Below are 26,759 nucleotides of genomic sequence, written 5' to 3' on the forward strand. Positions count from 1 at the left end.
CATGTCGCTGATATACGAACTCACCCCGGCGATCGTCTTGCTCCCCTTCGTATCGTTCCTGCTCACGCTGTTTTTCGGCCAGTGGCTACCGAAAAAAGGGGCCGTCCCCGGTATCTTCGCGACCGTCGCCGCGCTCGGATTGTCCCTCGTGACCCTCGGATGGCTGCTCTTGACCGGCGAGCCGCACAACCAGACGTGGTACACGCTCGTCGACGCCGACGCGACCTTCGATCTCACGTTCGGCATCCTGATCGATCAGCTCTCGGCGGCGATGCTCGTGATAGTCTCGCTCATCGCGTTTCTCGTCCACGTCTTCTCGCTCGGCTACATGAACGACGAGGGCGAGCCGGGACTTCCGCGCTACTACGCCGGATTGGGGCTGTTCACGGCGAGCATGCTCGCGTTCGTGATCGCCGACAACCTCCTCATGGCGTTCATTTTCTTCGAGTTGGTCGGGCTCTGCTCGTACCTTCTCATCGGCCACTGGTTCACCGAGGACGCCCCGCCGTCTGCGGCGAAAAAGGCGTTCCTCGTCACTCGGTTCGGCGATTACTTCTTCCTCATCGGCGTCGTCGGCGTCCTCGTCACGTTCGGCACCGCGAACTTCGCCGGCAGCGAGGGGTTCCCGGCGCTCGCCGAGAGCGCCATCGAGGCCGGCGAGACGTTCTACGGATTCGGTGCCGAGACGTGGCTCTCGATCCTCGGCTTGCTCGTGTTGGGTGGCGCATTCGGCAAATCCGCACAGTTCCCGTTCCACACCTGGCTTCCCGACGCGATGGAGGGTCCGACGCCCGTCTCCGCGTTGATCCACGCCGCGACGATGGTCGCCGCCGGCGTGTATCTCGTCGCCCGGATGTACGGCTTCTACGCGCTGTTGCCGACTGTGCTCGCGATCATCGCCTTCGTCGGCGGCTTCACCGCGCTCTTCGCCGCGACTATGGCCGTCGTGAAAAACGAAATCAAACAGGTGCTGGCGTACTCGACGATCAGCCAGTACGGCTACATGATGCTCGCGCTGGGGTCGGGGAGTTACGTCGCCGCGTTCTTTCACCTGACCACGCACGCGGTGTTCAAGGCCTTGCTGTTCCTCGGGGCCGGCTCGGTCATCATCGCCATGCACCACAACGAGGACATGTGGGATATGGGCGGCCTCAGAGACGAGATGCGGACCACCTATCTCACCTTCCTCGCCGGTTCGCTCGCCCTCGCGGGGATCTTCCCCTTTTCGGGTTTTTGGTCGAAAGACGAGGTGCTCTTTGAGACGCTCGTTCACGCCTTGGGCGGTAGCCCGCTTCTGTTCGGGGCGTACGCGATGGCGCTCGCCGCGGTGTTTCTCACCGGCTTTTACACGATCCGGATGGTGCTTCTCACCTTCCACGGCGAGCCCAGAAGCGATACGGCCGAGGACCCCCACACCGTCCGCTGGAACGTCAAATTCCCGCTCGCGGCGCTCGGCGTGCTCGCGGTCACTGCGGGTGCGTTGAACCTCGTCCCGGTCGAGAAGCTCTCGGGCGGCGCGCTCCACGTGGCGTTCCTCGAAGAGTATCTCTACCGGGACGTCGGCCTGCTCACCCACGGGGAGCACTACGGCAAACTGTTGGAGACGTACGCCGGCTATCAGTCGACGTACATCGGGAGCGAGGTCACGACCGTACTGCTCGGTGCGGGACTCGGTCTCGGACTGGCCCTTCTCGGTGCCGGCTCGGCGTACGGGTTGTATCGCGGTTCGGAACCGGTCAGACACACGGCGAAACTCGGCGGTCTCAGAACGCTTCTCATGCACAACTACTATCAAGACGAGTACCAGGTGTGGCTCGCCCGCGGATTCACGGTTCGACTCGCCGCCGCCGCCAACACGTTCGATCAGGGCGTCATCGACGGCGCGGTGAACGCGGTGTCGAGTGTGAGCCTCTTTGCGGGCGATCGCCTGCGTCGGATCCAGACGGGTCTCGTGACGAACTACGCGGCGCTCGTCGTGTTGAGTCTGCTCGCATTGCTCGCGATCTTCGCGATCCTCGGGGGATGGTTCTGAATGCTGATCGAGGCGCTCATCCTGCTGTGTCTCCTCGGCGCGGCGATCGTGTTCGTCGCTCCGGATCGCCACTCGCACAAACTCGCATTCGGGCTCTCCGTTCCGCCACTTGTCGTCTCGTTGTACATGTATCTCGGCTTCGACGGGAGCGGGAACGCTCTCCTCGGCGGTGATATCGCCTACGAGACCTTTGCGGCGTGGCTGCAGTTCGGCCCCTACGCGGTCAACTACCACGTCGGTCTCGATGGGATCTCGCTCCCGCTTGTCATCCTCTCGACGGTGCTGACGACGCTCGCCATTTTGAGCGCGTGGACGCCGATCGAAAGCCGTCAGAGCCAGTTTTACGGGCTCATCCTGTTCCTCGAGGGCAGTCTCATCGGCGTCTTCGCCGCGCTCGATTTCATCCTCTGGTTCGTCTTCTGGGAGGCCGTGTTGATCCCGATGTATTTGCTCATCGGCGTCTGGGGCGGCCCGCGCCGGAAGTACGCCGCGATCAAGTTCTTCGTCTACACGAACATCGCCTCGCTCGTGATGTTCATCGGTTACTTCGGGCTCGTCTTCGGGCTTGGGGACGCGATCTCCTCGACCTCGATGCCCGCGGTCGCCGAGGCGCTCCGGGCCGGCCAGTTGGGTTATCTCGGAACCTCGACGATCGGTATCGGCCCCGAGACGCTCGCGATGGTCGCGTTCGTCGCCATGTTCGTCGGCTTCGCGGTGAAAGTGCCGATCGTCCCGTTCCACACGTGGCTGCCGGACGCCCACGTCGAGGCCCCGACGCCCGTCTCGGTGCTTTTGGCCGGCGTCCTCCTGAAGATGGGAACGTACGCGCTGCTCCGATTCAACTTCACGATGTTGCCCGAACAGGCGGCGACACTCGCGGCCCCGATCGCCGCTATCGCCGTGCTCTCGATCATCTACGGCGCGTTACTCGCGCTCGCCCAACAGGATCTCAAACGGGTCGTCGCCTACTCGTCGGTCTCCTCGATGGGGTACGTCATCCTCGGTCTCGTCGCCTACACCGTCTACGGCGTCGGCGGTGCGACGTTCCAGATGATCGCTCACGGGCTCATCTCCGGACTACTCTTCATGACCGTCGGCGTCTTTTACAACGCGACGCACACCCGGATGATCGGCGACATGTCCGGATTGGCCGGGAAGATGCCGGTGACTGCGGCGGTGTTCGTCACGGGCGCGTTCGCGTACATGGGGCTGCCGCTCATGGCGGGCTTCATGGGCGAACTGTTCGTCTTCATCGGCGCGTTCGGATCGACGGTGTTGCCCGCCGCGCCGCTTTTCACCGCGGCAGCGATGTTCGGTATCGTGATCGTCGCCGGCTACCTGCTGTGGGCGATGCAGCGCTCGCTGTTCGGCCCCTTCCGGCTGGAAACCGACTACGATCTCGGCCGCGCGCCGGTTCACGACATCGCCCCGCTGCTCACGTTGGTCGTGCTCATCATCGCGCTGGGAGTCGCTCCGGACATCTTCTTCGAGATGATCCGGGACGCGACGCTCGAGGTCATCGCGTTCGACTTCGGAGGTGACCTCTGATGAACGAGTGGCTCCTGCTCGCGCCAGTCGGCGCGTTCGTCCTCGCGGCGCTGGCGCTGTTCGTGATCGACACGATCTCTCCCGAAAAAACCGACGGCGGACTCCTCGCGGGGGTCGCGACCATCGGCGCACTCGCCGCGCTCGCGTCTTCGGGCGTGCTCCTCCTGTCGGATGTCGCTACCGGCGGCGTCGAACTGTTCGGCGGGCAGCTCGTCGTCGACGGGATGAGCCTCCTCTTCACGTTCATCTTCGGCAGCGTGACAGCGCTCGTAACCCTCGCGTCGATCGATTACATCCGCGGGATGGCACACCAAGCGGAGTACTACCTGCTCGTCCTGTTGGCGGCGACGGGGATGTCGCTCATGGCCTCGGCGAACAGTCTCGCTCTCGTCTTCATTTCGCTCGAACTGGCAAGCCTTCCCTCGTACGCCCTCGTGGCGTATCTGAAGGGTAATCGCGGCTCGGTCGAGGGTGCGCTCAAGTACTTTTTGATCGGGGCGCTCTCATCCAGCATCCTCGTTTACGGCATCTCGCTCGTCTACGCATCGACCGGGAGCCTGTTGCTCGTCGACGTCGCCGGATCGATCGGCGGCGCGGCGGACAGCTACCCCGGCGTTCTCGGTGTCGGAGTACTCATGATCATCGCCGGGTTCGCGTTCAAGACGGCGGCGGTCCCGTTCCACTTTTGGGCACCCGACGCCTACGAGGGCGCGCCAGCGCCGGTCGCGGCGTTCCTCTCGTCGGCGTCGAAGGCCGCCGGGTTCGTCGTGGCCTTCCGTGTGCTCCTCGTCGCGTTCCCGATCCAAGACGTCGCGAGCGCGGTCGATTGGGTGTTGGCCTTCCAGATCCTCGCGGTGCTCACGATGACCGTCGGGAACTTCGCCGCGGCGACCCAGGAGAACGTCAAACGGATGCTCGCGTACTCGTCGATCGGCCACGCGGGCTACGTGCTGATCGGGCTGGCCGCACTGACGAACGTCGGTGGGATGAGCGCGGAGGCGACCGTCCTCGGCGCGAGCATGCTGCACCTGCTCGTCTACGGCTTCATGAACACCGGCGCGTTCCTGTTCGTCGCATTGGTCGAACACTGGGAGGTCGGCCGAACCTTCGAGGACTATAACGGACTCGCTCGCGAGGCTCCGCTGGCCTGCGTCGCGATGACCGTCTTCATGTTCTCGCTGGCCGGCCTGCCTGTCGGTGGCGGCTTCGTCTCGAAGTACTACCTCTTCGCGGGCGCCGTCGGCGCGGGTGTCTGGTGGCTCGCGCTGGTCGGTGCGATAAACAGCGCGCTGAGCCTCTACTACTACAGCCGAGTCGTCAAAGCGGTGTGGATCGAGGAACCGGCCGAACCGCGGATCATCGAGCGGTATCCGACCGCATTGTACGTCGCGCTCCTCTCAGCCGCCGTCGTGACCGTCCTCCTGTTGCCGGGACTTCTCGTCTTCGACGGCGCGGCCTTCGATGCGGCCGCGGCGCTTCTCTGAGCGGGTTCGCGTTTCACTGCTCGACGGCGTATTGATCCGATGCGATGCGTCGGTCGTCCAGCATGCTTTAGACGGTCGGGACCGCATCGGTACCCATGGATCGGCTGGTGTTGGGTTGTGACGCGCTCGGAACGTCGTTCGTCCGACGGCTCGCCGACCAGCCGGGCGAACTCGTCGTTCTCGTCCCCGATGCCGAACGCGCAGAATCGCTTCGAGAGAGCGGTATCGAGGCTCGCAACGCCGACATCGGAAACATCGACGACGTTCGAACCGTCACCGGCAATGTCGATTCTATCGTCGTCGCCTTCGCCGATTCGGCTGCGGTCCAAACGGCCGTCTCGACCGCCAGATCGGCCTATCCGGATGCGTTTCTCATGGCCTGTCTCGACGGAGAATCGACCGATGAGGACCGATACTCCGTCGAATCGGTCGCCGATCGGGTCGTCGACCTGCCGGCGGAGGCCGGGAGGGGATTTCTCGAGCGTGCCGGCGATGCGGGGCTTCGGCTCCGAAAGCTCCGGCAGGTATTCGACGACATTGACGGGCGACTCGCCGTCGTCGCCCACGACAATCCCGACCCGGACGCGATCGCCTCGGCAGTGGGACTCCGACGGCTCGCGGCGGAGTTCGGGATCGACGCCGAGGCGTGCTACTACGGCGAGATAAGCCACCAGGAAAACCGCGCGCTGGTCAATCTCTTCGAATTCGATCTCACGAATCTGGCGCCCGATGCAGACCTCTCGGCGTTCGACGCCTTCGCGCTCGTCGACCACTCCAGACCGGGCGTCAACGATGGCCTTCCGGAGGAGACGCCGATCGACATCGTCATCGATCACCACCCGCCGAGAGAACTCGTCCCGGCGAAGTTCGTCGATCTCCGAAGCGACGTCGGCGCGACGTGTACGCTCATCGACGACTACCTCGACCAGTTCGGCATCGATCCGTCCGAAGAGCTGGCAAGCGGTCTCCTGTACGGCATTCGGACCGACACAATGGAGTTCAGTCGTGGGGTCTCGATCGCCGATCTCGAGGCGGCGGCGAAACTCGTCGAGCTCGCGGACAACGATCGCCTCCGGCAGGTCGAGTCGCCGAGCGTGTCGACAGAGACGCTAGATACCCTCGGTAACGCCATCTCGAATCGAACCGTACAGGGCGACGTCTTGACGACCTGCGTCGGTTTCATCTCCGACCGCGACACCCTCGCGCAGGCCGCGGATCGACTGCTCGACATGGACTCGATAACGACGACTCTCGTCTTCGGCTACACCGAAGACACGGTGTTCGCCTCGGCGCGCGCCCGCGGAGCGGAACGCGACCTCGGTGAAATCCTTCGCGACGCATTCGGGCAGATCGGGAGCGCCGGCGGCCACGCAGACATGGCGGGCGCACAGGTTCCGGTCGGCATCCTCACTGACGAGACGGAGGCCGACGAACGCGGCGACGTGATAGCGGACGTGATCACGGATCGGTTCTTCGAGGCGCTCGGTATCGTGCCGGACTACGGGGCCACGTTCGTCTACGCTGATCCCAGCGACGTCGATGGGCGCTTCGGCTGATGGGTCGCTCGATGAAGTGACCTTTTTGTCGCTCGATACCGTTCCCCCGACAATGGACAACGCCCCCTACGACGGTAAGCCGAGGGTGAAAGACTACATGACCCGCGACGTTGCGACAGTCTCGCCGGACGAAACCGTCGGCGAGGTCGCGGAGCGAATCGCCGGAAGCGACGATCACAGCGGCTTCCCGGTCTGTGATGGCCGTCGCGTACAGGGATTCATCAGCGCTCGAGATCTCCTTCTCGCGGACGATCGGGATCCTATCTTCAAGGTGATGACCGAGGATATCATCGTCGCCCACCCCGATATGCGGATCACGGATGCGGCTCGCGTCATCCTCCGATCGGGCATTCAACGGCTTCCGGTGGTCGACGACGCGGGGAACCTCGTTGGGATCATCTCCAACGCCGACGTCATTCGATCGCAGATCGAACGGGCGACGCCGGAGAAGGTCGGAAAGCTCCTGCGAACCCTCGAGAATATTCACGGCGTCGAGGCGGTCGAAGAGCGACGGATGGTCGAACTCTCGGCGCTCGTGCCTACCCAGACGAAAGTGTACACCGACGAACTGGAGGGTCGAAGCTACGAGCTACAGAACGGGCTGGCAGAACCGCTCGTCGTCATCGACAATGCTGGTGAACTCCTCTTGGCCGATGGCCACCACCGGGTCAAGGCGGCGGCCCGACTCGGGATCGATGAGATGGACGCCTACGTCATCCATCTCAACCAGCGAGTCGATCTGGGGATGGCAGAAACCGCACGAAAGAGCAATCTCGAATCGATCGACGATATCGAAGAAGTCGACTACGGCCACCACCCGCTCGTCGAGACGACAAAGCGATTGCAGGATTCCGAGTGACTCGATCGGGCTGGGGCGCTGAGTGAACGGCGTCCGCTCCGTGTCGGCGATCGGCCCGTAATCGATCGGATTTGTGTTTGCTTGTCTCCGTCGACGTTCGCTGAACCCCTTTGAAGCGGGAGGTCTAAGTGTACGCACACGAAGATCCTTCGTAATGCGATCGAACCGATTCGTACCGTTGCTCGCGGCGGCCGTCGTCGGTGTGTACGTCCTCGTGGTCGCCGGTGCGACCGCTGCCCTCGCTGAGGCCGCGACGGCGTGCGGGGATTGGCCGCTCTGTCACGGTTCCTACGCCGATCCCGCAGTGTTGGTTGCCATCTTTCACCGCGTCGTGGCGGCCATCGTCGGCCTGCTCGTCTTGGTGACCGTCGCCGTCGGCTGGCGTCGGGCGACCCGACGCGTCCGGTTTGCCCTCGCGATGGCGCTGGTGTTGTATCCGATTCAGGCCGCCGTCGGTGCCGTCGTCGCGACCGGCGTGGCGGTCGAACGATTCCACCTGTTTCTCGGGATGGTTATTTTCGGCGCACTGGTGCTTGCCCTCGCGTGGCATCTCGAAGCCGAAACCGGTGCGGACGACGCTCCCGAGACGCCCCCCGAGCTCTCTCCCCCGGCCGATGAGCCGGTTGAATCTCCCGCATCCGCCCGGCCCCTCTCCGGGCTTCCACGACTCAAAGCCACTGTCGGGGCGTACTTCCAGTTGATGAAGCCCCGACTCATGTGGCTGCTCTGTCTCGTTGCGGGCGCGGGAATGGTGTTGGCTGGCACGCCGACGGTCCGAACCGTCGTCGCCACGCTCGGCGGTGGCGTCTTGGCGATCGGCGCGTCTGGGACGTTCAACCACGTTCTCGAACGTGATATCGACAAGCGAATGGAGCGGACCTCCGATCGACCGCTCGCGACCCACGAGGTGCCGGTTCGAAACGCGTTGGCCTTCGGCGGACTGTTGACGGTCGCCTCGCTGTGGGCGTTCCTCTCGGTGAACCTCCTCACCGCGGCGCTCGGGTTGGCTGCAATCGTCTTCTACAGTATCGTCTACACACTCATCTTGAAGCCGAACACCGTCCAAAACACCGTGATCGGCGGTGCTGCGGGCGCATTACCGGCGCTCATCGGCTACGCAGCGGTGACCGGAACCGTCGGTGTCGGCGGGCTCGTCCTCGCCACGGTCATCTTCCTGTGGACGCCGGCGCATTTTTACAATCTCGCGTTGGCTTACCGGGACGACTACGAACGCGGTGGGTTCCCGATGATGCCCGTCGTCCGCGGCGAGACGGAGACGCGAAAGCACATCCTGTTCTATCTCGCCGCGACGCTTCTCGGTGCGGGCGTCCTCGCTGCGGTCTCGAACCTCGGGTGGCTCTACGGGGCCACGACGGTCGCGCTCGGTGCCGTCTTCCTGTGGATGGTCATTCGGCTTCACTACGAACAGTCGGAGCCGGCGGCCTTCCGGGCGTTCCACGCGTCGAACGCCTATCTCGGGTTGGTCCTCGTCGCGATCGTCGTCGACGCGCTCGCGGTCTGAAACGGACCGGTGGTCGCCTCGATCTGTGATCGATCCCCCACGCGGTAATCGCAGACGGCGTGATACAACGGCGCTTCGGATCCCTCGAAAAGTCCGGATGACGCGGGACGAGGTCGGCTTCTCGGCTTTACCGCTGATCGAGAAGAGTGATCGGGTTTTCGCGCCAGGGTTTCATAGAAACGCTACTTGCAGTCACGGCGCGCTTATGCAGCGAGTCGAGTCGCTACAGAGGGCTGTGGAGCAACTGGAGTGCGACAAGAAACAGGAATACGAACCCGAGGCCACCGATTCCGGCGCCGACCGCGTGAGCTGTGCCGAGCCCTTGCCGGCGAGCGAACTGGTACGGTCCACCGAACAGGAGGACTGAGAGGACAAGCAGGACGACGGCGAGCGTGACCCCGGAGAGCGCTTCCAATGCTCCGATGATTCCGAATGCCAAAAACTGTGTCATCATTGTAGTTGAAACCCGTTATTGTAGCTCGATATTCGCCAGCGAATAAATAACCTTTGTTGTCCGTTCGCCACGCGTGCGAACGAAAACCGTACAACAAAAGCTAAGTGGAACTGACCCTGAGGCTGAATTAAGCCAAGACATACTATGATACATATCCCCGTATTGTTACAGCAGGCACCGGAAGGCTTGCGAACACAGGCCGACGCTTTCTCAGATATCTTCCTCGTGTTCCTCGCCGTCGGGACCACCGTCGGGACCGTCGTGGTACTATACACCCTCTATCACGCATACAAATACCGAGACAAGGGTGACGACGACAGCGGGTTCGAAGCGCCACAGCTCGGCGAACTTCCCAGCGGACAGGGAGGAGGAAAGAGCAGGAAACTGTTTATGTCGTTCGGGCTCAGCGCGATCATCGTCATCAGCGTCGTCGTGTATTCGTACACGCTTTTGCTGTACGTCGAGGCCGGACCGACATCCGAAATCGAGACCGAAGGTGACGAGGTCCTGGACATCCAAGTGTCGGGCTTCCAGTTCGGCTGGGAGTACGAATATCCCAACGGAGCGACCGCGTTCGACACGATGCGCGTTCCGGCCGGGGAGGACCAGGTGATACGGTTACAAGTCACGTCCGATGACGTCTGGCATAACTTCGGCTCGACGGATCTGCGGATCAAAACGGACGCGATCCCCGGAGAGACGTCTACAGTATGGTTTACGGCTGGAGAGGCAGGGAATACGTACAACGTCGAGTGTTTCGAACTGTGCGGTGTCGGACACTCACAAATGGACGGAGAGATCACCGTGATGGAACCCGATGAATTCAACGAATGGTACGAAAGCGAAGGAGAATCGAACGGAGGGGATAGCTAATGTCCGAACTTCCGCCTACTAGCTCGCTCAAGCGTTGGCTGGTGACTACAAACCACAAGGACGTCGGGATTCTCTACCTGCTCACGTCGACGTTCTTCTTGCTCTTCGGTGGCGTGTTGGCGCTGCTTATCCGCGTGGAACTGTGGGACCCGATGACGACCGTCCTCGCCGGATCGGGAATGGGCTACAATGAGGCCGTCACGGCGCACGGTCTCATCATGATCTTTTGGTTCCTCTCCCCGTTCGCGTTCGGGTTCGCGAACTATCTCGTGCCGCTGCAGATCGGTGCCGATGATCTTGCATTCCCCCGATTGAACGCCCTCTCGTACTGGATGTACGCGTTCTCGGGTGTGCTGTTCGGCATCTCGTTCTTCCAAGGTGGAACGATGACCGGTGGCTGGACGCTCTATACACCGCTCAGCTTACCGGCGTACACACCGACGATCGGTTCGACCGGAGCAGTTCTGGCGATCGCGATGTTCGTGGCCGCCGTGACCGCGTCGACGGTGAACTTCTTGGTAACGATCCACCACTCCCGCGCCGAGGGAATGGGCCTGATGGATATGCCCATGTTCAGTTGGTCCATCCTCGCGACCGTCTGGATGATGCTATTCGCGTTCGCTGCGTACCTCGCAGCGCTTTTGATCCTCTCGGCCGACCGAATCATCGGGAGCGTCTACTTCTCGGCGACTGAGGGCGGCTCGATACTCTGGGGTCACCTCTTTTGGTTCTTCGGTCATCCCGAGGTGTACATCGTCTTCTTCCCTGCACTCGGGGTGATGCTCGAGGTCTTCCAGACGTTCTCCGGGAACCGACTCGTCGGCCGAAAGTGGGTCATCATTGCGTTGGTCTTGGTCGCGATCCAGTCGTTCCTCGTGTGGATGCACCACATGTTCCTCACGACGATCAATCTCGAGATCAAGACGCTGGTGATGGCGAGTACGATCGGCATCTCGCTCCCGTTCGACCTGCTCGTGTTCGCGCTTATATACACGCTCGCGAAGGGCAGGATCAGCTTCAAAACGCCATTCCTGTTCTCCTTCGGCGCGTTGTTGTTGTTCATCCTCGGGGGCATTACAGGCGTCTTCCTGGGCGCGATCGTTCTCGACTACGAGTTCCGTGGCACCTACTGGGTCGTCGCACACTTCCACTACGTGATGTTCGGCGGTGCGACGGCACTCGTGGGCGCGATTTACTACTGGTTCCCAAAGATGACTGGGAAGATGTACAACGAGTTACTCGGTAAGATCCACTTCGTGGTCTTCTTCATCGGGTTCAACGTCGTCTACTTCTCGATGTTCACCGCTTGGGAGACGCCTCGCCGCGTCTTCGAGTACCAGCAGTCATTGGTCACGGCTCACCAGATCGGGACGGTCGGGGCGTTCGTGCTCGGGTTCTCCTTTTTCATCATGTTCTATAACCTCGGGAAGAGCTACCTCTCCGGTCCCGAGGCACCTGATAGCCCCTGGGAGTACGCCCGTACGGCCGAATGGACGGTTTCCTCGCCGCCGCCGCTCGAGAACTGGGCGGGCCGCCCCTCGTATTCGAGCGGCCACCTCGAGTTCGTTGAAGAGTCCCACGAGGGCACCGCCGCGACTGATGGCGGCCACGTGAGCGGAAACGAGGCAAGAGACTACGTGCTGGGTGACAAACACCCCTCGCACGCGAGCATCTGGCCACTCGCTGTGAGTGGGTCGGTGTTCCTGTTACTACTCGGCCTTTCGGGCATCGCCCAGTCGCTCGCGATCGATGCCGGCTCGTCGCTCGGCGGTATCTCCGTCGCGCTTGAGGGAACCGTTCTGTATCCCGTCTTCTTCGTTGTCGGCATGATCGCACTGCTGTATTCCAGTGTCAAGTGGGGGTTGGAGGACTTCTACGCGCCACCCGCCGAGATCGCAAATCGATGGCCGTTCGACAACATCGAAAAGAACAAGCTCGGAATGTGGTTCTTCCTCGCCTCGGACGTGCTCGTCTTCGGCGCGTTCATCTCGGCGGCGATATTCATCCGTGTGAACGCCGGTTGGCGGACCTGGGAGCCGCTCACCGAGTCGCTTCCGGGGCTCATCAACACGTTCGTGCTGTTGACTTCGTCGTTCACCGTCATCCTCGCGCTAGTCGCCTCCCGGCGCAGGAACCGGAAGGGACTCATCGCCAGCCTCGGTGCGACGATGCTACTCGGCTTTACGTTCCTCGGAATCAAAGCCTGGGAGTGGCACCACGAAATATATGACGTCGGCGTTACGCTGACTCAGAATCCCTACGGACCGCCCGTCCAATCGACGCTGTACTTCGTCACGACTGGCCTGCACGGAATCCACGTCATCATCGGACTCGTCGTGGCGGCGTTCCTCATCGTGCGTGCGTATCAGGGCTACTACCTCGATGACCACCGGCCGGTGGAGTACTTCGGCCTCTATTGGCACTTCGTCGACATCGTCTGGGTCTTCCTGTTCCCGCTTTTCTACCTCTTCTAATCGCGGCCCGACCGTTTCTTCAACGCGTTGCGTCCGCCGGGGATGGTGCGCTCGTGGTTATGACGCGATGGTTGTCCTGGACCACTCCACGTGAGCTATTCCGCGAGTAGTCGTTCGAGCGTACGAGGAGATCGGTCGGACGATGCCGTCCGAGTGACTTTTACTCGCTCCAACGAAACGAACAGATATGCTCGGCTTGCTTTCGGATATACCGATCTGGCGCGGGATCGTTGGGGCCCTACTCGGCGTTGGCTTTTGGATCGCTGGCCCCGTGATCGCCTACTTGGTTTGGGAGCGATATCGCGGTAACGGACAGGAATAATTATATGGTCGCGTGCCATTCTACACCGTAGACAAGGATGGCTTCCGACTCCCTCAAACTGTATACCGCGATTTATATCGCGTTGCTCGCGCTCGCGGCGTCGAAGTACGTCTTCTTCAACATCCCCTTCTTTGGGTATTGGGAGGCATTCGCCGCGACGATGATCGCCGCGTCGCTGAAAACCGGGCTAATCATCGGCTACTTCCAGCACCTCCGCTCGGAGAACCGGTCGTTGACGTGGCTGATGGCTTTGAGCCTCGGGCTCGTCCTGTTGCTCATGGCCGCAGCGAGCTACTCGATAACCTGATCGGAAGCGACTGCCGGATAGAGCCGATTTTTGTACCTCAGTTCTGCTCTCGGGGCTCGCTTGCCGCCTCACGTCCGCCTTGCTCGTTACTAATGCACCCTGTGTATACGATCAACTGTCGTACGCGGGGAACGAGACGCGAGGGGAGAGATACGGTGCTGCCCTATCGGCTCACACGTCGTCAGATGTCTGGTCACTACTGAAATCGCTCCAAATAACGAGGACGATCACGCCAACGAAGAGTCCGCCGACGAGCGCGGGACCGATCGGTCCACCGCCTTCGAGCAGTGCGATAGTAACGTACGGAAGCCCGATCGCGACGCTGAACGCGATGACGAGCGCCGTCTTCATTTCCATACGTAGATCTGTCTCCGCGCGGCTATACATCTTTCCCGAGAGAGCTTTCGGTAGTACCCTTGCGATCGACACCGACGACATCCCTTTTGTGCGTCCACTCGATCGATGCGTATGCGGATCGCACCTTTCCAACTCGAACGCTGGTTCGCGGAGGTCGAAGCCGATGCGGACGTGATGCTCGCCGAGAGCGGTGTCCGACCGCTCTCGGCCGACCGATTCGATACCGACCCCGGTGAACTCGGCTACGTGATTCCGACGGCTGGTAGGCCGGCATTTCGAGCCAAGGTCGGAGAGCTCCACGGCCGAGATGCGGCGGAGACGCTCTTCACCTGTGGAACGCAGGAGGCGAACCTCCTCGCGTTGCTCTCGCTCGCCGACTCACACGTCGTCGTCGTCACGCCGACCTACGGTTCGTTCACGGGACTCGCGAACTCCCTCTGCGATGTCACGCGAGTTCCGCTCGTCGAGCCCGGGTGGGAACTCGATCCGGACGCGGTCGAGTCGGCACTGCGACCCGACACCGATCTCGCCGTAGTGGTCAATCCCAACAACCCCACGGGCCGACACCACGACGAGGAGACGATGCGTTCGGTGTACGAACGCTGTGCCGACAACGGAACGTATCTACTCTGTGATGAGGTGTATCGGCTGCTCTCTGCCGACCCGATCGCACCGGTCTCGAGCTTCGGCAGGCATGGGATCTCTACGGGCGGCGTTTCGAAGTCGTTTGGACTCGCGGGGCTGCGGTTCGGCTGGCTCTGTGGGCCGAGCGCGGTCGTCGCGACCGCCGAAAACTGGAAGGACTACACGACGATCTCGCCGCCGACCTTCGGTCATCACGTCGCCGAGCAGGCGTTCGATCGACACGAGGAACTCCTCGCCGAGAACCGCGAACACGTCGCGGAAAATCGCGCGGTCGTCGAAGCGTTCCTAGATACACACGACCTCGCGTGGTCGAACCCCGACTGCGGTGTCAACGCTTTCGTCGAGGTACCAGCTGGTTTTGCCAGCGGAGAGTCCTTCTCGCGGAGTCTGGTGACGGAGGAATCGGTCGTTGTCGCACCCGGTGAGGCGTTCGGCCGTCCCGAGTGGTTTCGGATCGGATTCGGACTCCCCCGAGAGAAACTCGACGAAGGGTTGTCGCGGACCGGGGCGTTTCTCGCTCGACACCGATGAGCGTGTACTGGTGCCCCTCGTCGCTATCCGCCAGGTGAACTGGGCGAGACTATAGTATACAATTGTATGAATATCTGGTGATTCAAAATTCAATCGTGTTGTATACCGCCCGCTAACACGCTAATACAAAAGTTTTAATTGGGATTAGCGTTACAAACAAACTGTAATGGTCGATCGCCCACTCGAAAACGAGAATTACCCGACTCGTCAAGTCCCTTCAACAACCGGTGAGCCGTGCCTGCCTACGTCTGTATGTCTCCCCTCGGAGGCCGCATGACGCACACCAGCCTGATGACGGCACTGACGCTGTATCGCAGCGAAACCGTCACGCTCGAGCAGGCGGCGAGGTACAGCGGCGTCCCGGCGACGAACGTTGCGGTTGCACTTCGAGCCCGGGGAATACCGGTCCGAGAGGAAACCGACGCGTCCGCCTCGACGAAATCCATCGCTCAATAAGGAGCGGTCGTTTCGTTCCCTCGAGACCGTCGACTCGCGCCTTCGGGTGGTTCGTTCGCGCGACGCACCAATCGCTCGATCCGCTCGTCCATCGGCGGATGTGTCGCGAGCAGTCTGCTCAAGATACCCTCCTCGTCGCCGTGGACGTACAGCGGCGAGAGCAGCCCCCACCTCGGCGTGGCGGCCCGTTTAATCTTCACGAGCGCACGCGCCAGCGCGATCGGATCGCCGGTGGCTTCGACGGCTCGATCGTCGGCGGCGTATTCGCGCCGCCGTGAGTGCGCTCTGAGCGCCAGTGTCAACGCGAACAGTAGGACGACGACGGCCTGTGCGACCCGCCACTGAATCGTCGCGAAGTGAGCCGCAAGCGGCCGTGGGTACTCGCCTCGAAGCCACGCTGACGCGCGGACGATTCCGCCAACGAGAAGTCCGATCGGAAGGAGGACCAGATAGAACATCCCGCCGATCGTTCGAACCATGGTGTAGCCGAGCGTCTGTATCAAGCCGTCGCGGTTCTCCAGATGTGCGAGTTCGTGAGCGATGATTGCCTCCAGTTCCGCGGTCGAGAGCAGTCTCAAGAGACCGACGTCGATGACGACCGCGCCACCGCGAGCGGCACCGACCGCGAGCGCGTTCGGCTCGCCCATTCGGGCGGCGTACAGCGTCACGCCATCGACGTCGAACGACGAACTGATCCGATCGAGTCGGGCGTACAACCCGGCTGCGTCGAACCGCTCGATCGCAACCACGTCGAGATCACGGAGCACCCCGGCGGTTCCGAGCCGGTAACTGAGATAGCCGACGACGGTGGTCACGACGACGAAGTACACCGCGATCCGAACCGGATTCAGAGGGATTTCCACCAGTGATCCGAGGACGCTGTACCCGACGACGGCTACGAGCGCATACATCAAAACCAACCCGAGTCCGGCGAGCCCCATCAGGATGCGCAACGGAAGCCTTCGCATGGGTCTTCCTTCGTCCGAGGTCCTCACGTCTCTTTCGTCCGATAGGCGATTCGATCTCGAAAGCGCCTACTCGACGCCGGTTATCCCGGTGACCGTCCCGACGCCCTTCGATCGACCCTCCCGAAAGACGAACCGTTGGCCCTCCTCGATCGAGTAGGCACGGAACTTGAACCGGACTCGCGCTACGCCGGTATCGCCCGGAAGAAGCTGCCCCCCTTCCGGGTGGATGGACGCGGTTTCGCTCACCGTTTCGAGGTGGACGACCGGTTCGTAGCCGTCGTCGATCCGTGTCGGGTGATTCAACACCATCACCTCGGCTTCGAACTCCCGGACTGCGGCCGGGTCGGACTCGCGCGGTAGGAGCACCATCCCGCGTTCGAGATCGCTTTCTCGGATCCCCTTCAGGGCGATCCCGACGATCCGTCCCGCCGCGGCTTCGTCGACACGGTGATAGTGCATCTCGATTGACCGGACTTCGACCGGACGGAACGTCCCGTCGGCGAGCGGTCCGACCACGAGTTCGTCGCCGGCTTCGACGCCCCCGGAGCGGATCGTCCCCGATGCGACCGCGCCGACGCCGGTCACGTTGTAGGTCCGGTCGACGTACATCGAGAACGCACCCTCCTCGGCGCCGGTCTTCGGGAGCTGTTCGAACAGTTCGTCGAGGGTGTCGAGGCCGACCTTCGTCACCGCGCTCGTGGCCACGATCGGGACGACCTGCTCGCTGATCTCGTCGATCGCGGCCGCGACCCCGTGACGTCCAACCGACAGCGGCGTCCGATCGGCGTTTCTGAGCACCCGTTCGACCTCCCGTTCGACCTCGTCGACGCGCTCGCCCGACACCATGTCCGTCTTCGTGATGGCGACGATCGTCGGCAGTTCCGTCGCCAGCAAGATTCCGAGGTGCTCGCGCGTCGTCCGCGTCGGGCCGTCGTCCGCGGCGACGACGAGGAGACCGTAATCGAGCTTCTGCCCGACGAGCCCCCGAATCGTCGTCCGCAGCCACGGCTCGTGGCCGACCGTATCGACGAAAGAGACGAGCCGGTTCGCGCTCTTGACGATCTCCGCTCGATCGGATTTCCGGTGTGGATTGTCCATCCGGACCGGGCCGTCCTCGTCGAACCCGTAGACGCCGTAGGAGAGGTCCGCCGACAGCCCCCGTTCCATTTCGTGTGGGCGCACGTCGAGGAAGCTTCGGGTGCCGCCCTGACCGTCGTCCGCGGAGCCGGTCACGAGCGAGCCGACGAGCGTCGATTTGCCGTGATCGACGTGGCCCGCCGTTCCGACGACGATGTGATCGTCGTCGGCTTCGAGGACCGACCCCTCGCGGAGGGTGGCGACCCCGACGAGGCCATCCGCGTCCGCACCGTCGCCGACGCCCCACGTCTCGACATCGTCGATGTGTGCTCCCGCCTCGTCGGCTAAAAGCGAGAGAACGTCCATCGACTCAGAAAAGGCGGCCGGCGAAATGCCGGCGATACCGCCGTTATCCGTGACGCCGACGACGTACGTCGCCTCGCCGTCGCCCGAGAGGATTCGGTGGCGAAGCTGTGCAACGAGCGATTCCAAGCGGCCGTCGGCGAGGTGAGTCGTTCGAGTGAGCCGTTCTTTGAATTCGACGCTGCCGCCCTCTCGCTCGCCCCGGTCGAGGGCCCGTTGGAGTGCGGCCCGGTCGGCGCTCATACGCGAGAGGGTAACAACCACACCGCTAAAAGCCTTCCCCGGAATACCGGCGAAAAACGCCGTCTGTTGGCTCCTGTGTCCGTATTTCCCCTACAGTCGGATACGGTCTGGTACGTACGGTTATCCGGCCGATCCACGAACTAGATCGAGCGCTTCCAAGAATCCGTCGGCGAAGGTAGCTTCGGTGATGACGTCCGCCGTCCGCTTCGCCGTCTCGTCGGCGTTTTCGACGGCGAAGGACGTTCCCACGAGATCGAACAGCTCGGCGTCGTTTTCGGAGTCACCAATCGCGACGAACGCCTCCGCATCGTAGCCCAGCGCCGCGGCCGCGGTTTCGAGTCCGCTTCCCTTGTCGACGTCCGGTGCTTTGACGTGATATGCGTAGCCCGTATCGACGACGACCATCGCGTGTTCGTCGGCGATCTCGACGAGTGGATCCAGTGGTTGATCCCGGGCGACTGCGAGTTCGGTCTCGCGCCACCGGTTGACCGGATCGACGTCCCCCCAGCCGAGTTCGTAGCCGGCGTCGAGATACGCGCGTTCGACCGCCCGTGCGCCCTTCGGATCGCCGTTGTAGATCACCTCGTCGGTCGATTCGACGTAGACCGCACCGCCGTTCTCCGCGATGACGTTGATCGGGACGCCGAAGAACTCACACAGTCCCACGGGATACGGGAAGGACTTCCCGGTCGCGATGACGACCGGGGCTCCCCACTCGCGTATCGGGTCGAACACGCGGGGGTCGATCGACTTGTCGGGGCGCGTCAGCGTGCCGTCGATATCGGCGGCGAACGGCGGGACCATTGGCGACGTTTCGATCGCCGGAGACATGAAGTCCTCGTCCGCCCTACGGTGATTCATGCCAGTCGCTCACGCACTCGATGACGTCCATACTGTCGATCCGCTCCTCGACGGAACGGCCGGCAGGCTCTCGGTGTACCTGGTCGACGCTCCCGAACCGACGCTGATCGACACGGGGACGGCGGACTCCGTCGAGGCGATCTGTGACGCGCTCGACACCGTCGGAATCGATCGGGACGACGTCGGACACGTCCTCGTCTCCCACATCCATCTGGATCACGCCGGCGGTGCCGGACATCTCGCCGACGAATTTCCCAACGCCACCTTCTATATCCACGAGGACGGATTCGATTTCCTCACCGAGGCCGACGACTTCGAGAGACTCAACTCGAGCGTGGATCGGGTGATGGGCGAAAACAACGCCTACGGCGAACCCAAACTCCTCGACCCAGCGCGGTGTTGTGCCGTCTCCGGCGGTGACACCGTCGATATCGGTGACAGGGAACTGGAACTGATCTACGCGCCCGGCCACGCGTCGACCCATTACGCCGTCTTCGATCCGAGGACCGAGGGCCTCTTCACTATCGATTCGGCGGGGATGTACTTCGAGGGCGCGCTCCGCCCGACGACGCCCCCGCCGGAGTTCGACCTCGAAACGACGCTCGACACCGTCGACAGACTTCGGGCGTACGATCCCGATCGGCTCTTCTACGGGCATTTCGGTCCCGGGAGCCGCGACGCAGTCCGTGAACTCGATCGGTACGAACGGCTGCTTCCCGAGTGGGTCGACACCGTCCGCGAACTACGTGCCGATCACGGTGACGACGTGGCTTCGATCGTCGATGCACTCGGCCCCGAGTGGAGGAGCTTTTCGCTCGAACTCGACGTCGCCGGCGTGCTCCACTCCCTCGACCAGGAGTAGTTTTAGGCGGTTGGGGACCGAAACTCCGGTATGAGCGTCGCCAGCCTCTGTGAAATATGCGGCTCTGCGTCCGTCGAGGACGCCTGTGACCGGTGCGGGCGGCTCGTCTGTCTCGACCACTTCGACCCGTCGACGGGTCTCTGTGGCAAGTGTCTCGCGGAGTTCGGCAAGTCGAAAGAGGAGGATCAAGAGCGTCCCGACGGGATCGACGAGTACCAGTTTTGAACCGTTCGGTCACCGCACTCCTCGGGGGGCGACGATTCAGGGCGATTCGACGTGGAGGCTCCGGCCTCACGGACCAAGGCGCGTATGCGCCGAAGGAGGAGGGTGGGGGAGTTCACTTCCCCCGCGTCCCGCCTGCGGTCGTCCACAGTCCGGTCACGATCAAGACGAGCGTCAGCACGATCGAAAGGGTAAATCCGTCGGTGTACGCGACGCTCACCGTCCCGAGTGGCGGCATCATCAGGGCCGCGATCCCACCCGCGACGTTGAATACGCCAACGACCGCGGTGTCCATTTCGGTCGGGTATTGCCCCATGATCAGCGGGATATACAGCGTCGCAGTTCCGCCGAGTCCGAGCCCGATCAACATCACGGCACCGAACAGTGTCGTTGACGCCGGTACGAACAGCAGGGCGACGCCGACGGCCGTACAGCCCAACGAAGCGAGGTAGGCCCGCCGTGACCCCATCCAGTCGCCCAGGTAACCGCCGCCGATCCGCGAGACGATGCTGACGCCCCCGATCAGACCGAACGCCGTCGACGCACCCGCCGCCGACAGCCCACGGGCGACGAACAGATCGACGGCGTAGGCGGCCACGAGCTGATACCACGCGAACGAGAGTGCGATTCCGACGAACAGGAGCTGAAACGAACGCGTCCTGCCCAACCGAGTGAGCCACGTCAGCAGTTCGTCGGTGGTCGCCGTTGCGTGCTCGGCCCACCGCGGGCGGTGACAGATCACCGCGGCGAGAAGGAACGCGCCCGCGGTAACCGACATGACGGCGAAAAAACCCCGTCGGACGCCCCACTCCGAGAGGGCGAACTGCCAGATCGGCGGGAGCACGAACAGTCCGAGCCCGTTACCGGTGAAAATGAGTCCCGTCGCCGCCCCGCGTCTATTTTCGAACCACCGCGGAACAACGGACGCGACGAGGACGAAAACCGTCCCGAGTGCGAGTCCGAGAACGGCGAACACGAGCCCAAGCCCCACCAGCGAGTCGACGAGATACAGCGCCGGCGCGATCGCACCCGTCGCGATCGCACAGACCACGAGCACGCCGCGCGCTGGAAACCGGACTCCGAAGATACCGACGAGCCCCGAACCGATGTACAACGTGCTGAGCATGATCGCAAAGACGGCCGACAGCGCGAGCGGCGAGATGCCGAATGCCTCGCCGAACGGGCCGCGAAAGATACCGTACGAAAGCGGCGTCCCGAAGGTAAAAACCATCGCCACGGCCCCCGTTGCGGCCACGAGCCACGCGTGGGGACCGTCGGGCTGGTTGGAGGATTCAGCGTTCACACCTCTTCTCGGGCGTACCCGATAGAAAGAATTTTGATCTGGCTGCCGTCGGTGGTAGACGAGTTCGATACCGGCGCACCCACGGCTCATCGTCGGGTTTCGAACACGGCCGGAGAACGACGTCAGTCGATGTGGCCTTCGCGTCGCAGCTGTTCTGCGTCCTGGCTGTCGTAGCGCCACTCGATGTTGGCCTTCTCGTCTTGCCAGTCCCAGGGTTCGACGAGGACGGTGTCGCCCTCCTCGATCCAGACGCGGTATTTCATGCGGCCGGGGATCCGGCCCATGCGGTTTTTGCCGTCCTCACACTGGACGCGAACGTGGTTCCCACCGTCGTGTTGGGTCACCACGGCGAACAGTTCGTTGTCGTTGGGCATCCGTAGGTTTCGACGCCCGCTTTCTTCACTCACAGTTTAAATACAATCCCGTCACGGAAAAACCATCCGGGATCCGTGTCACCGAATCTCGTGCCACGCGCGACGCCCCTCGGCGCGTGTGAGACACTTACAGCCGCGCTCGGTCGGTTTGACAACCCTTTAGCGGCGCGTTCGCCTTTTTGAGACAATGAGTTACACGATCGGACTCGTCGGCAAACCCTCCGTCGGCAAGTCCACGTTCTTCAATGCCGCGACGATGAACGACGTGCCCGAGGGAGCGTACCCGTTCACGACGATCGACCCCTCGATCGGCGAGGCGTACGTCCGCGTCGAGTGTGCGGCCCCGGAGTTCGAGCACACCTGCACGCCGAATCACGGCTACTGTGCCGAGGGCGTCCGGTTCGTTCCCACGAAACTCGTCGACGTCGCTGGACTCGTCCCCGGCGCACACGAGGGGAAAGGCCTCGGAAACCAGTTTCTGACGGATCTCAACGAGGCAGACGTGTTGATCCACGTCGTCGATTTTACCGGCCGGACCGATCTCGAAGGCGAGCCGACGGAGGGCCACGACCCCCGCGACGATATCGACTTTCTGGAGGCCGAACTCGACATGTGGTATCTCGACATTCTGAAGAAGGGAATCGAGCGCTACCGGTCGGGCTACGCGGGCGAGGAAAAGCAGATCGAGGTGGCTCTCGCGGAGCAGATGTCGGCGTTCGGTATCTCCGAGGACGAACTCAAACAGGTGATCCTCGCGCTCGATCTCGAACTCGACCCCGAGACGTGGGACGACGACGATCGGGCGGCGCTGGCCCGCGAGATACGGATTCGAACCAAGCCGATGGTGATCGCCGCCAACAAGGCCGACGCCGAAATCGCTCGGGAGAACTACGCCGAGATCACCGAGGATCCCGACTACGGACACCTGACGTTCGTGCCCGTCTCCGCGCACGCCGAGAAGGCGCTGAAAAAAGGTGACGAGGCCGGCGTTCTCGACTACCGACCCGGCGACGCCGAGTTCGAGCCCCTCGAGGAGCTTCCGGAGGAGAAACGGGCCGGGCTCGATCGGATTCGTACGTTCCTCGGCGAGTTCGGCGAAACGGGCGTCCAGCGCGCGATCGAGACGGCGTTGTTCGAGGAGTTAGGCGCGATCGCGGTCTTCCCCGGCGCGCGGAAGCCACAGGACGATGGCACCTTCCTGCAGGACTGTTTCGTCTTTCCCGGCGGCTCGACCGCCGAGGAGTTCGCGTACTACCTTCACACGGACATCGGCGAGGGGTTCTTGCACGCTCACGACGTTCGCTCGGGCCGGCAGATCGGTGCCGACACCGAGTTGTCTCACCGCGACGTGATCGAGATCACGACGACGAACTGACCCCCCGATCGGTTCCGGACGACGCTGCCGGGCGCGAAAGCCCCAATACCGTTAGGACCTACTAGCGGCTATGGCACGGTCATTGCCCGCGCCGCCTAAGGCGGGACTTCTCAACGGTCTTCGGTTCGGAAACGACACCACTAGATTCCTCGAGGGAATACAAGCCCGGTTCGATGAGGGGACGTCGATCTCGATTCCTGGCCGACCACCGCTCGTCATCCTGACCGACCCCGACCTCGTTGCCGAGGCGCTCGAACGTCCCGACGATTTTACCAGAATCCCCGCACGCGGCGCGGTCGCGATGATCGCAGAGAACGGGCTCGTCCAAAGCGAGGGGAAACTGTGGTCCCAACAGCGCTCGATCGTCGCGCCGTCGTTCGGCGGTCGACAGGTGACAGCCTACGCGAACACGACCGGTGATCGGATCGAATCACGGGCCACACGCTGGGCGGAACTCGGCCGTAGAACGACCGACATCCACCGCGAAATGACTTCGCTCACCGTCCGCGTCGCCTCGGAGATACTCCTCGGTGAGGACATCGGGAAAGCCCGTGCGGATCAGTTTCACGAATGGATGCGTATCGCGGGCGAGGAGTTCGAGTTCGGCCTCGACACCGTCCTTCCGGAGTGGGTGCCGACGCCGACGTCCCCCGCGTTTCGCGAGGCCGCGACGGGCATTCGTGAACTGAGTGAGGACCTTATCGAGAGACGGCGAACGAGTCTTGCGGCCGGCGAGCGGACCGACGCCTCCGATATGCTCACCATGCTCCTCCGCGCCGAAGATGATCCCGATATCGACTTCCAGACGAACCAGATCCGAGACGAGGTCGCGACCTTCCTCATCGCGGGGCACGAGACGACGGCGCTCAGTCTCAGCTACACGCTGTGTTTGCTCTCGTGGAACCCCGAGACCCGTCGTCGGGTTCGTGAGGAGGCGGTAGCCGCCCTCGGTGACGGGCCGCCGACTCGGGACGACCTCTCACATCTCGAATACACGAAACGAGTGTATCAAGAGGCGCTCAGGCTCTATCCACCGGCCTGGGCCATCTTTCGGCGGACGAACGGCCCCGTCGATTTGGGCGGCTACACCATCGAAGACGGCTCGGCGATCATCCTTCCGCTGTGGTCGATCCATCGAGACGCCCGGTATTTCGACGATCCGGAGGCGTTCGACCCGGAGCGATGGCTGCGGCGCGATCCGAACGCCGTCGCCGCGTATCGACCGTTCTCGAGCGGTCCACACGCCTGTATCGGCCGGGGATTCGCGCTAAGCGGTGCGACGCTCGTGCTCGCCCGCCTCGTCCGCGATTTCGACATCGACGTACCGGATGACGCGCTCGACGATCTTCGGTTGACGCCGACGCTCCGGCCGGCGGCTGGAATCTCGGCCACCATCGACCCGATCGACTAGACGGTTCGATCAGTGTTCTTCGACGAGGGCCTCGTCGCCGTACTCCTCGCGGAGTCGACGCAGGTACTCGCGTTGCTCGACTACACGGTCGGGGAGTTCCGCGTAGGCGTCCTCGAACAGATCGTCCGGCTCGGGTTCGACGTCGGTCCCCCGTTCGATCGCGTCGGCGACGACCGACTCCACGTCGGCTTCGACCGCCGAAATCGCTTCGCCGTCGAGGGTCCCCCGCTCTCTCAGGAACGTTTCGAGCCGCGGAATCGGATCCCATCGTTTCCAGCGCTCGACCTCGTCGTCGTCCCGATAAACCGTCGGATCGTCAGCGGTGGTGTGTGCGCCGAATCGGTACTGGATGGCTTCGATGAGCGTCGGCCGGGTCGCACCGCCGATCGCCCCCTCCGACGGTTCCGCGTTCGGATCGCGTGCTCGCTCGACGGCGTCGCTCACGACCTCGAACGTCGCGAGTGGATCCATTCCGTCGACCCTCTCACTCGGGATGCCGTAGGCTTGTGCCTTGTCGGCGAACGTTCTGCTCGCGGTCTGCTTGCCGGCGGGAACCGAGATCGCCCACTGATTGTTGTTACACATGAACACCGCGGGCACGTCGAAGACGCCCGCGAAGTTCGCTCCCTCGTGGAAGTCGCCCTCGCTCGTCGACCCTTCCCCGAAATGGCAGACGACGACGGTGTCGTCACCGCGGAGCTTCGAGGCCCACGCCATTCCCGTCGCGTGCGGGATGTGTGCGGCGATGCCGATGTTCAACGGCGCGATGTGGTGGTCCACGAGCGTCGCGTTGCCCGCCTCGTAGCCCATCCAGTAGCGGACGTACTCCGCCAGCCCGCCGCGGTCGATGACCGAGCCGTGCTCGCGGTACTGGTAGAACACCCAGTCGTCGTCCTCGATGGCGTACATCGAGCCGAACTGCGAGCCCTCCTGACCGGCCGAGGAGGCGTATGTTCCCAGCCGACCCTGCCGCTGAAGGCTTATCATCCGCGTATCGAAGTGCCGTGACAGTTTCATGTCGCGGTACAGCTCCCGGAGTCGTTCGTCTGACAACGGCGGCTCGTAGCCGGGATCTAAGGGGTGTCCGTCGGCGTCGAGCCGTCGGTGGACGTCCGCGTCCTCGAAATCCATACTCGACCCACCGAGCGAGGGAATATAGTTTTGGGGTCGTCGATGCCTCGAACCGTCCCCCTCGCAAATGAAACGTTATATATAAATCGATCTACCGCCCCACCACAAGTATGAAAGATTACATCGTCGATGAGGAACAACAGCTCTCCCCGATCGTCGTCGGGACGACGACCGTCCTCATCGCCGCGTTCGTCTTAGGGGTGCTCTATCAGATCGTCGGACTGATCGGTTAATATCGCGGGATTCCCCGTGGTTATTTTTACAGTACGTGCCGTGAACCGGGTATGGCATCCCGTCCGGATCACACGCGCTTGCTGGTCGGCGTGGCTCTCGCCGCCCTCGCCGTCACGGTACTCGTACACGTCGTCTACCTTCCTCGATACTTCCCCGGGGAATTCACGCAAGGGCTTCCGCATCTCACTATCGGTTGGGTGAGTTACGGGCTTTTCTTCTACGGGCTCGGTCGGCTGAAACCAACGCTCGGTGCCGCGGAGATGCCGAACATGCGCGCGGCGGACATCGGTGTCGGTATCTTTCTGTTTTCGATAGTCATGAGCGGGTTGTTGGATACGGCCGGACTCACACTTACCACCGCCGCCGTCTTTCACATCCCCTCCGCAGTCGGCGTGTACGTTGGGCTCGCGCTCGCGGGATGGGGTTTCGGGATCCGAACGCGAACGGTTAACGAGATCGCATCCGGTCGTCGTTAATCGCCGCCACCGTGGACGAGTACGTCGATATCGCTCACCCGAACCACGTGCTCCGTGACGCTTCCGAGCATCAGGCGTTCGACACCGCCCCGTCCGCGGCTTCCCATCACGATGAGGTCGGCGTCGATCGAATCGGCGTACTCGACGATCGCCGTCTTCGCCGATCCCGTCGGCGTCGCGGTCGTCACCTCGATTCCGTCGGGAGCCTGTGCCACGACATCGCGGATAACCGCTTCGGCGCGTCCGGTTATCGCCTCGGCTGCCGATTCGTGTTCGCCCGGGAGCTGATAGTCCGCCAGCGGCCCCGTATCCGCCACACAGATCACGTGGACGTGCGACCCGTGTTCGCCCGCGATGTCGAATCCGCGACGTGCCGCTCGTTCGGCGTATTCGCTTCCGTCGACCGGGATGAGAATCTTCTCGAACATGTCCCAGGATT

26 protein-coding genes are annotated in these 26,759 nt (G+C 62.8%); 17 read left to right on the plus strand and 9 right to left on the minus strand.

The features are described from left to right. The first annotated feature begins 1 nt into the window (after position 1). The 6 genes from nuoL to R6U53_RS05185 all read left to right on the plus strand — a co-directional run bounded on the left by nuoL (position 2) and on the right by R6U53_RS05185 (position 9,001). On the plus strand, positions 2 to 2,032 hold the full coding sequence (gene nuoL, locus R6U53_RS05160) for an NADH-quinone oxidoreductase subunit L (protein ID WP_410321294.1): 2,031 nt from the start codon (positions 2 to 4) through the stop codon (positions 2,030 to 2,032). Continuing rightward, positions 2,033 to 3,580, plus strand: coding sequence for a NuoM family protein (locus R6U53_RS05165; protein ID WP_410321295.1), 1,548 nt, complete (start codon positions 2,033 to 2,035; stop codon positions 3,578 to 3,580). Beyond that, positions 3,580 to 5,064, plus strand: coding sequence for an NADH-quinone oxidoreductase subunit N (locus R6U53_RS05170; protein ID WP_410321296.1), 1,485 nt, complete (start codon positions 3,580 to 3,582; stop codon positions 5,062 to 5,064). The genes R6U53_RS05165 and R6U53_RS05170 overlap by 1 nt, the downstream gene beginning before the upstream one ends. 95 nt (positions 5,065 to 5,159) lie before the next feature. Further along, complete coding sequence (locus tag R6U53_RS05175) at positions 5,160 to 6,620, plus strand: DHH family phosphoesterase (protein WP_410321297.1); 1,461 nt, start codon at positions 5,160 to 5,162, stop codon at positions 6,618 to 6,620. A 52-nt stretch (positions 6,621 to 6,672) separates the two neighbouring features. Continuing rightward, the gene (locus R6U53_RS05180) at positions 6,673 to 7,479 is read left to right on the plus strand and encodes a CBS pair associated ParBc domain-containing protein (RefSeq protein WP_410321298.1); all 807 of its coding nucleotides are present in this window, start codon (positions 6,673 to 6,675) and stop codon (positions 7,477 to 7,479) included. A gap of 154 nt (positions 7,480 to 7,633) precedes the next feature. After that, positions 7,634 to 9,001: a heme o synthase gene (locus R6U53_RS05185; protein WP_410321299.1), complete on the plus strand. Its 1,368-nt coding sequence runs from the start codon at positions 7,634 to 7,636 to the stop codon at positions 8,999 to 9,001. 223 nt (positions 9,002 to 9,224) lie between these two features. Here the strand turns inward: R6U53_RS05185 and R6U53_RS05190 are convergent, their stop codons facing one another. Beyond that, a complete protein-coding gene (locus tag R6U53_RS05190; RefSeq protein WP_410321300.1) occupies positions 9,225 to 9,455 on the minus strand; it encodes a hypothetical protein in 231 nt (76 codons plus the stop codon). A 144-nt stretch (positions 9,456 to 9,599) separates the two neighbouring features. Between R6U53_RS05190 and coxB the strand changes: the two genes are divergently transcribed. From coxB to R6U53_RS05205, 3 genes are all read left to right on the plus strand, one after another. Further along, complete coding sequence (gene coxB / locus R6U53_RS05195) at positions 9,600 to 10,328, plus strand: cytochrome c oxidase subunit II (RefSeq protein WP_410321301.1); 729 nt, start codon at positions 9,600 to 9,602, stop codon at positions 10,326 to 10,328. Further along, positions 10,328 to 12,802 carry a cbb3-type cytochrome c oxidase subunit I gene (locus R6U53_RS05200; protein WP_410321302.1) on the plus strand — a complete coding sequence of 825 codons (2,475 nt, stop codon included), beginning with the start codon at positions 10,328 to 10,330 and terminating at the stop codon, positions 12,800 to 12,802. The genes coxB and R6U53_RS05200 overlap by 1 nt, the downstream gene beginning before the upstream one ends. Before the next feature lie 359 nt (positions 12,803 to 13,161). Continuing rightward, positions 13,162 to 13,431: a cytochrome C oxidase subunit IV family protein gene (locus R6U53_RS05205; protein ID WP_410321303.1), complete on the plus strand. Its 270-nt coding sequence runs from the start codon at positions 13,162 to 13,164 to the stop codon at positions 13,429 to 13,431. Between the two features lie 171 nt (positions 13,432 to 13,602). On the opposite strand, the gene R6U53_RS05210 is transcribed toward R6U53_RS05205, so the two are convergent. Beyond that, positions 13,603 to 13,788 (minus strand): hypothetical protein, encoded by a 186-nt coding sequence (locus R6U53_RS05210; protein ID WP_410321304.1) that lies wholly within the window; start codon positions 13,786 to 13,788, stop codon positions 13,603 to 13,605. A 111-nt stretch (positions 13,789 to 13,899) separates the two neighbouring features. Between R6U53_RS05210 and R6U53_RS05215 the strand changes: the two genes are divergently transcribed. Then, on the plus strand, positions 13,900 to 14,964 hold the full coding sequence (locus tag R6U53_RS05215; RefSeq protein ID WP_410321305.1) for a pyridoxal phosphate-dependent aminotransferase: 1,065 nt from the start codon (positions 13,900 to 13,902) through the stop codon (positions 14,962 to 14,964). Positions 14,965 to 15,237: 273 nt separating this feature from the next. After that, positions 15,238 to 15,420 (plus strand): hypothetical protein, encoded by a 183-nt coding sequence (locus tag R6U53_RS05220; protein WP_410321306.1) that lies wholly within the window; start codon positions 15,238 to 15,240, stop codon positions 15,418 to 15,420. Here R6U53_RS05220 and R6U53_RS05225 read toward each other — a convergent pair. The 3 genes from R6U53_RS05225 to R6U53_RS05235 form a co-directional block, all read right to left on the minus strand. Continuing rightward, positions 15,414 to 16,388, minus strand: coding sequence for a M48 family metallopeptidase (locus R6U53_RS05225; RefSeq protein ID WP_410321307.1), 975 nt, complete (start codon positions 16,386 to 16,388; stop codon positions 15,414 to 15,416). The two genes, R6U53_RS05220 and R6U53_RS05225, sit on opposite strands and share 7 nt — an antisense overlap. 66 nt (positions 16,389 to 16,454) lie before the next feature. Next, positions 16,455 to 18,071 carry a GTPBP1 family GTP-binding protein gene (locus R6U53_RS05230; RefSeq protein WP_410321308.1) on the minus strand — a complete coding sequence of 539 codons (1,617 nt, stop codon included), beginning with the start codon at positions 18,069 to 18,071 and terminating at the stop codon, positions 16,455 to 16,457. 120 nt (positions 18,072 to 18,191) lie between these two features. Further along, a complete protein-coding gene (locus tag R6U53_RS05235; protein ID WP_410321342.1) occupies positions 18,192 to 18,875 on the minus strand; it encodes a phosphoglycolate phosphatase in 684 nt (227 codons plus the stop codon). Between the two features lie 55 nt (positions 18,876 to 18,930). Here R6U53_RS05235 and R6U53_RS05240 point away from each other — a divergent pair, with 55 nt between their 5' ends. Next, the gene (locus R6U53_RS05240) at positions 18,931 to 19,794 is read left to right on the plus strand and encodes an MBL fold metallo-hydrolase (protein WP_410321309.1); all 864 of its coding nucleotides are present in this window, start codon (positions 18,931 to 18,933) and stop codon (positions 19,792 to 19,794) included. A gap of 30 nt (positions 19,795 to 19,824) precedes the next feature. Beyond that, positions 19,825 to 20,019 (plus strand): hypothetical protein, encoded by a 195-nt coding sequence (locus R6U53_RS05245; protein WP_410321310.1) that lies wholly within the window; start codon positions 19,825 to 19,827, stop codon positions 20,017 to 20,019. A 112-nt stretch (positions 20,020 to 20,131) separates the two neighbouring features. On the opposite strand, the gene R6U53_RS05250 is transcribed toward R6U53_RS05245, so the two are convergent. Both R6U53_RS05250 and eif1A read right to left on the minus strand, forming a co-directional pair. Then, positions 20,132 to 21,319: an MFS transporter gene (locus R6U53_RS05250; protein ID WP_410321311.1), complete on the minus strand. Its 1,188-nt coding sequence runs from the start codon at positions 21,317 to 21,319 to the stop codon at positions 20,132 to 20,134. A gap of 122 nt (positions 21,320 to 21,441) precedes the next feature. Further along, a complete protein-coding gene (gene eif1A / locus R6U53_RS05255; protein WP_410321312.1) occupies positions 21,442 to 21,726 on the minus strand; it encodes a translation initiation factor eIF-1A in 285 nt (94 codons plus the stop codon). Positions 21,727 to 21,880: 154 nt separating this feature from the next. Between eif1A and R6U53_RS05260 the strand changes: the two genes are divergently transcribed. Then, complete coding sequence (locus tag R6U53_RS05260; RefSeq protein ID WP_410321313.1) at positions 21,881 to 23,068, plus strand: redox-regulated ATPase YchF; 1,188 nt, start codon at positions 21,881 to 21,883, stop codon at positions 23,066 to 23,068. Positions 23,069 to 23,138: 70 nt separating this feature from the next. Beyond that, positions 23,139 to 24,479 (plus strand): cytochrome P450, encoded by a 1,341-nt coding sequence (locus R6U53_RS05265; protein WP_410321314.1) that lies wholly within the window; start codon positions 23,139 to 23,141, stop codon positions 24,477 to 24,479. A gap of 9 nt (positions 24,480 to 24,488) precedes the next feature. Here R6U53_RS05265 and R6U53_RS05270 read toward each other — a convergent pair whose 3' ends face one another. Further along, positions 24,489 to 25,610 carry a thiamine pyrophosphate-dependent dehydrogenase E1 component subunit alpha gene (locus R6U53_RS05270; RefSeq protein WP_410321315.1) on the minus strand — a complete coding sequence of 374 codons (1,122 nt, stop codon included), beginning with the start codon at positions 25,608 to 25,610 and terminating at the stop codon, positions 24,489 to 24,491. 110 nt (positions 25,611 to 25,720) lie between these two features. On the opposite strand from R6U53_RS05270, the gene R6U53_RS05275 reads away from it, so the two are divergent. Together R6U53_RS05275 and R6U53_RS05280 are read left to right on the plus strand one after the other, a co-directional pair. Beyond that, positions 25,721 to 25,843: a hypothetical protein gene (locus R6U53_RS05275; RefSeq protein WP_410321316.1), complete on the plus strand. Its 123-nt coding sequence runs from the start codon at positions 25,721 to 25,723 to the stop codon at positions 25,841 to 25,843. A gap of 51 nt (positions 25,844 to 25,894) precedes the next feature. Then, positions 25,895 to 26,320 carry a hypothetical protein gene (locus tag R6U53_RS05280; protein ID WP_410321317.1) on the plus strand — a complete coding sequence of 142 codons (426 nt, stop codon included), beginning with the start codon at positions 25,895 to 25,897 and terminating at the stop codon, positions 26,318 to 26,320. On the opposite strand, the gene R6U53_RS05285 is transcribed toward R6U53_RS05280, so the two are convergent. Continuing rightward, complete coding sequence (locus R6U53_RS05285; RefSeq protein ID WP_410321318.1) at positions 26,317 to 26,748, minus strand: universal stress protein; 432 nt, start codon at positions 26,746 to 26,748, stop codon at positions 26,317 to 26,319. The genes R6U53_RS05280 and R6U53_RS05285 overlap by 4 nt on opposite strands. Between the last annotated feature and the right edge of the window lie 11 nt (positions 26,749 to 26,759).

The organism is Natronomonas sp., assembly GCF_046483325.1.
Taxonomy (GTDB): Archaea; Halobacteriota; Halobacteria; order Halobacteriales; family Haloarculaceae; genus Natronomonas.

Coding starts and splice junctions, on each gene's coding strand:
- nuoL (WP_410321294.1), top strand. CDS start 2: ATGTCGCTGATATACGAACTCACCCCGGCGATCGTCTTGCTCCCCTTC.
- R6U53_RS05165 (WP_410321295.1), top strand. CDS start 2,033: ATGCTGATCGAGGCGCTCATCCTGCTGTGTCTCCTCGGCGCGGCGATC.
- R6U53_RS05170 (WP_410321296.1), top strand. CDS start 3,580: ATGAACGAGTGGCTCCTGCTCGCGCCAGTCGGCGCGTTCGTCCTCGCG.
- R6U53_RS05175 (WP_410321297.1), top strand. CDS start 5,160: ATGGATCGGCTGGTGTTGGGTTGTGACGCGCTCGGAACGTCGTTCGTC.
- R6U53_RS05180 (WP_410321298.1), top strand. CDS start 6,673: ATGGACAACGCCCCCTACGACGGTAAGCCGAGGGTGAAAGACTACATG.
- R6U53_RS05185 (WP_410321299.1), top strand. CDS start 7,634: ATGCGATCGAACCGATTCGTACCGTTGCTCGCGGCGGCCGTCGTCGGT.
- R6U53_RS05190 (WP_410321300.1), bottom strand. CDS start 9,455: ATGATGACACAGTTTTTGGCATTCGGAATCATCGGAGCATTGGAAGCG.
- coxB (WP_410321301.1), top strand. CDS start 9,600: ATGATACATATCCCCGTATTGTTACAGCAGGCACCGGAAGGCTTGCGA.
- R6U53_RS05200 (WP_410321302.1), top strand. CDS start 10,328: ATGTCCGAACTTCCGCCTACTAGCTCGCTCAAGCGTTGGCTGGTGACT.
- R6U53_RS05205 (WP_410321303.1), top strand. CDS start 13,162: ATGGCTTCCGACTCCCTCAAACTGTATACCGCGATTTATATCGCGTTG.
- R6U53_RS05210 (WP_410321304.1), bottom strand. CDS start 13,788: ATGGAAATGAAGACGGCGCTCGTCATCGCGTTCAGCGTCGCGATCGGG.
- R6U53_RS05215 (WP_410321305.1), top strand. CDS start 13,900: ATGCGGATCGCACCTTTCCAACTCGAACGCTGGTTCGCGGAGGTCGAA.
- R6U53_RS05220 (WP_410321306.1), top strand. CDS start 15,238: ATGACGCACACCAGCCTGATGACGGCACTGACGCTGTATCGCAGCGAA.
- R6U53_RS05225 (WP_410321307.1), bottom strand. CDS start 16,388: ATGCGAAGGCTTCCGTTGCGCATCCTGATGGGGCTCGCCGGACTCGGG.
- R6U53_RS05230 (WP_410321308.1), bottom strand. CDS start 18,071: ATGAGCGCCGACCGGGCCGCACTCCAACGGGCCCTCGACCGGGGCGAG.
- R6U53_RS05235 (WP_410321342.1), bottom strand. CDS start 18,875: ATGGTCCCGCCGTTCGCCGCCGATATCGACGGCACGCTGACGCGCCCC.
- R6U53_RS05240 (WP_410321309.1), top strand. CDS start 18,931: ATGCCAGTCGCTCACGCACTCGATGACGTCCATACTGTCGATCCGCTC.
- R6U53_RS05245 (WP_410321310.1), top strand. CDS start 19,825: ATGAGCGTCGCCAGCCTCTGTGAAATATGCGGCTCTGCGTCCGTCGAG.
- R6U53_RS05260 (WP_410321313.1), top strand. CDS start 21,881: ATGAGTTACACGATCGGACTCGTCGGCAAACCCTCCGTCGGCAAGTCC.
- R6U53_RS05265 (WP_410321314.1), top strand. CDS start 23,139: ATGGCACGGTCATTGCCCGCGCCGCCTAAGGCGGGACTTCTCAACGGT.
- R6U53_RS05270 (WP_410321315.1), bottom strand. CDS start 25,610: ATGGATTTCGAGGACGCGGACGTCCACCGACGGCTCGACGCCGACGGA.
- R6U53_RS05275 (WP_410321316.1), top strand. CDS start 25,721: ATGAAAGATTACATCGTCGATGAGGAACAACAGCTCTCCCCGATCGTC.
- R6U53_RS05280 (WP_410321317.1), top strand. CDS start 25,895: ATGGCATCCCGTCCGGATCACACGCGCTTGCTGGTCGGCGTGGCTCTC.
- R6U53_RS05285 (WP_410321318.1), bottom strand. CDS start 26,748: ATGTTCGAGAAGATTCTCATCCCGGTCGACGGAAGCGAATACGCCGAA.